At 38.1% G+C, this 4,606-nt stretch carries 4 protein-coding genes; all 4 read right to left on the reverse strand.

The genetic code is table 11. The features are described from left to right. Positions 1–332 precede the first annotated feature (332 nt). Complete coding sequence (locus VXK47_RS13960; protein WP_435549398.1) at positions 333–1,130, reverse strand: hypothetical protein; 798 nt, start codon at positions 1,128–1,130, stop codon at positions 333–335. 3 nt (positions 1,131–1,133) lie between these two features. Next, positions 1,134–1,688, reverse strand: coding sequence for a type II secretion system protein GspM (gene gspM, locus VXK47_RS13965; protein WP_435549399.1), 555 nt, complete (start codon positions 1,686–1,688; stop codon positions 1,134–1,136). After that, positions 1,672–3,216: a PilN domain-containing protein gene (locus VXK47_RS13970; protein WP_435549400.1), complete on the reverse strand. Its 1,545-nt coding sequence runs from the start codon at positions 3,214–3,216 to the stop codon at positions 1,672–1,674. Before VXK47_RS13970 ends, gspM begins: the two co-directional genes overlap by 17 nt. Continuing rightward, positions 3,206–4,606 (reverse strand): undecaprenyl-phosphate glucose phosphotransferase (locus VXK47_RS13975; RefSeq protein WP_435549401.1); only part of this gene is annotated, 1,401 nt, incomplete at its 5' end. The genes VXK47_RS13975 and VXK47_RS13970, both read right to left, overlap by 11 nt.

Raw genomic sequence — 4,606 nt, forward strand, 5'->3', positions numbered from 1 at the left:
GCCAAACAAACCGTGTCTCAAAAAATGAGACGATTATCATTTAACGTAAGAGCTGTCTTCGATTATCTGAAAATGACGAAAAGATTTCAACCAGTGGTTCTAAATAATTGAAGCTTATATTTAGAACAAATTTACCGTGGGAAAAATCAGGGGTGCTTTCATCAATATGTAATATGTAAGCTGATAATCATGAATTCATAAGATTTATAAGGTTCAAGACACAAGGTGCAAGGGGCGAGGGCTCAAAGAAAAGGTATAATAGTTCATTAGTTCATAAGTTGAAAATGCTGATGAAGCCTGCCTGCCTGAAAGCACGAAATGAGATATCGGGTTTATGGAGCAGGCATAATAGTATTGTTGCTGTCCATTTTCAGTATTTTTGCTCTTGCTCTTGGCGATATATAGCGAGTTGCGCCAGGTTTTCCTGCATTTCCGGCATCAGAGGCCGAAGGTGGAACAGGCATAGGAAATTGTCCTCCGAAAGGAGATGTTATCTGCATGGATGACATTACATCCGGGCTCTCCGGGTTTTGCGGAATAGAAGATTTCATAGGATCTGCCGCAGGCATGATACCTGTCTTGACTTTGGACTTGCCGTTTGCTGAGTCTTCCCTTGTTTTTGGTTTTCTGGAATCCATAAGATTAACGACCATTTTATTTTCTCCCTTGATCAGTTCAATCTTATTATCTTCTATAGTTGTAAGGGTGTAACCGCCAATGATGCTGCCCTTTTTAAGAACCAATTGTCTTTTACCCCTTCCCGGTGTTTTGTATGATGATTTTTTGTCTTCCAGATATGCATAACTTTCATTATCAGTGATAAGAGTTCCATAAAGAACAATCTCAGGAGGAGGAACAGGCGGAGCGGTAATTTTTACTGCGGGTATAATTCTGTCCGGATGAAAGAGATTCTGATCGGCTACCACCATGAATTCGGAAAGGGAAGGGCTCTGGTTTATAACCGGTTTATCATCTTCTGATAAAATAATATCTTTACTCTTTGGCAGGCTGTATTTAATGCTTGTGTTCAATACGGGCAAAACGGCATATCGGGCATAAAATACAACGGCAATAATGAGGAAGATATTCAGAAGATGGGCACTCTTGATAATATATTTTAAAAATCGCATATTTTACCTTGCGTCCGTAATAGCCGATACCTTTAATTTTATCAGAAGTTCTTTTGGGTCACGATAATTTTTCACTCTTGCGTCAAACTCTTTTATTACAAAAAAAGGTGTTTGTGTTTCTATGGAATAAAGGGTGTCACCCAATGCCCTCGTATCAGGCATAGACATATCGATGGTGATGCTTATTTTTTTGAAATTGTTGTAATCTTCAGGTTTCTCGACACGCTCACTGTATATGGTTCCGCCCCTTGCGGTAATTATTCCCTTAACGGCATTCTGCAATGATGCTGCGGCAAGTGCTATGGTTTGCCCGTCTATGATTTTACTGTTATCTGCTTCCCTGGTTTCTTTCAACCGGATCAGTTTTTTTTCAAGTTGAGGTTTACGTGCAACCATAGCCATATATTTTTTGAGGCTCTTTATTTTGAAGGTTTTCATTTCTTCAATGGAAGCCTGTTCCTGCCTGATTTTTAAGAAACCATACTGATAAATCACAAGGCCTGTAAGAATTATTGTAAACGGCAGTGTAATAACTAAAAATTTACTTTTTTGTTTCACTTTTTACAGCCTCTTTAACATCCTTTTTAATACCTCTGATTTCCATTTTAATGGCAAACCGGTCGACATTTTTTTTGGAATCCCTCGTGGTTGCAGAGGCAAACTCAGCTTTTTTGAAATAAGGCGATGATTCTAATTTTGGCAGGATATCGGTTGCAGTGTCCGCATATCCTTCAATATCAACAGTTGTTTCACCGATCTTTATCCTTGTTAACCAGGCTTTTGCGGGAAGAATGATAGTAAGTTCCTTGAGAATAGGTAAAAGCATTGGACTGTTGTGCTTAAAATTGTCTATCGAGGCTATATCGCTTTCTATCAATTGTGTTTCCATTTTCAGCTTCTCGACTTTTTTGGCCTCGTTTTTAACCGATACAATCTGCCGGTCAATTTCTGCAAGCATTTGCTTTTCCATCCTGAAGGGCATAATAATATGAAAAGCGCCAATCGCTAAAAGAATAAGCAACAGAAAGACTGTAAGGCCCACAGGAGCTTTTGATTCCTTGTGGACTCCTTTGGACAGCAGGTCCGGTTTTATTGTTTTTGATTGCAATAATTCCAGCATTCCCCCGGCTGCGATACAAGGTAACTTTTTCATGTCCTGCCGGTTATTTCTTGCAGGCAAAAGTTTCATATCCATATGACGCAGGTTCTGGACAGGCATTGAGAATTTATGCTCCGGAATTATTTCTGCTCCGGTTATAAAATCAGCTATCAACTTTAATGGTTTTCCATGCCCGCTGTGAGCAGCTATAAGCGTATTAATCTCTTTCGTTAATTTTTCCCATCCGGAAGTTTCATCATTATTGAAACGGCCTGTGAACCCGGATAAAATTGAACCATTTGTTATGAGACCACCTTCATAAGCAAATTTATTGATTTGCACAAAAATGAAATCCGATTTTTTATCCATGTAAGTCAAAAGCGTGCTTATCCCGGAAAGATTGATGGTTACTCTTTTAACCCGCATGCCTTTTCCTGCAAGAGCTTCCATATAGCGGTTAACAAGATCTGCTCTAGCCGCAACCAAAGTCAGGCAAATCTTACCGTCTTTCTCGCTTTGTGTTGTAAAATCATATAAGGCATTTTCCGGGCTTAAAGGCGTTAATCTGTCCAGTTCAAAAGAAACGGCACTTGATAGTTCTTTTTTAACGGCAAGAGGAAATTCAACAGGCTGAATAATGGTCCAAATCTTTGGAATACTAAGTATTATGTCGGTTTTATTAACTTTAAGTTCTTTTAAGGCTGAAAAAACAATTGAGGCGAAATCGTCAGGATCAGGATGCCGGTCGTTTTCAGGAAGAATATTCCTAAAGCAGATAACCCTTACGCGGGATAAAAACTTTGATCCGTAACAAACTGATATGCCGTCGATGCCTATGGAAACGCAGAGGCTTTTTTCCGGAATCACAGATACATTCGCAAGGCTTGCAGTCAATAATTTATACAGCAGACGTCCTGTCTTGCTCAGTTTCAAGACCAAAGATGCAGCAACGGCTTTTAAATTTGAAATTAGCTCTTTAGTATGCATTTTTTCCTGTAAACCCTTTAAAGATTGTAATCAGCATAATCTTAAGATCCAGCAGGATTGACCAGTTATTTATATAATACAGGTCATATTCAACCCTTTTTTCCATTTTTTCCAATGTATCCGTCTCACCTCTAAGCCCGTTAATCTGTGCCCAGCCAGTAATGCCCGGTTTCATTTTATGTCTTAACATATAAAACTTAATCAGTTTGCCATACAGTTCATTATGAGCTACTGCGTGAGGTCTCGGTCCGACTATGGACATATTACCCAAAAGAACATTAAAAAACTGGGGCAGTTCATCCAAAGAAGTTCTGCGTAGAAAAGAACCAAACGGGGTTACTCTGCTGTCATTCCTTCCGGCTTGCCTAAGATTTGTTCCGTCTTCGCAAACAGTCATGGTTCTGAACTTTAACACCTTTATTTTATTGCCGTTTATTCCGTAGCGGCTTTGTTTGAATATAACCGGTCCGGGAGATGTGAGCTTTACAATTAAAGCTATTATAAGCATAAAAGGTAAAATTATTACTAAAATAATTAAAGCAAGAATTCTGTCTTCAAGCAATTTAATAATATCATTTATTCCGCAGCAGGGAGTTTCATTTAAATTGATTACAGGCAAGCCCGCAATTTCTTCAAGACTTAGCTTCAGAAGAGTTATATTAAAAACATCAGGCACCATAAAAACAGCGGCTGTTGTTTCACAAAGTTCGGAAATAACATTTCTTATGCTTAATTCGTTTATTGAAGGCAATGCTATGTAAACCATGTCGATTTTATTGTTCTTAACATAGGGCACAATATCATGAAGTTTTCCGATAACTCTGATTCCGTTAATCGTAGTGTCGTTTTTGCCGGGATCATCATCAAAAAAGCCTTTTATATCGATACCGAGCCATGAATTTTCTTTTAACGTGCCGGTTATTTTAATACCTAAATTACCTGCTCCCACTACCACCGCAAAACGCTGATTATAACCTTTTTTTCTGATAGAATGAAGAACAGTTTTAGCAATAACCCTTTCTATGGCTAAACCGGCAAAAACAAAAACAGACCAGTAAAGAAATTCCGGAGCATTGAAAAGACCAAATGGAAATAAGATTTTGAGTTGTTCCTTGTTGCTTAAAAGCAAAATAATTAAATTGAATACAATAAGGACAGAAAACCAGGCAAAGAAAAGAGCCCTGATCTGGCTGAAAAAGGAAGTTTCTCTCCACGATTTGTAAATGCCAAGGAAAGAAAAAATAACTGCCATAAGCAAACTTCCATATATGGCAAATACTTTATTTAATTCGTTTGATCCGTATTTTTTGCTGACAAGCCATGTAATAATAAGAAGAATGAAAATATCGGTGACTCTCTGTATGATATTAATTAGTTGAGCATGTTTTCT

This window comes from Desulfobacterium sp. N47 (assembly GCF_051233685.1).
In the GTDB taxonomy this organism is placed as follows: domain Bacteria; phylum Desulfobacterota; class Desulfobacteria; order Desulfobacterales; family RPRI01; genus RPRI01.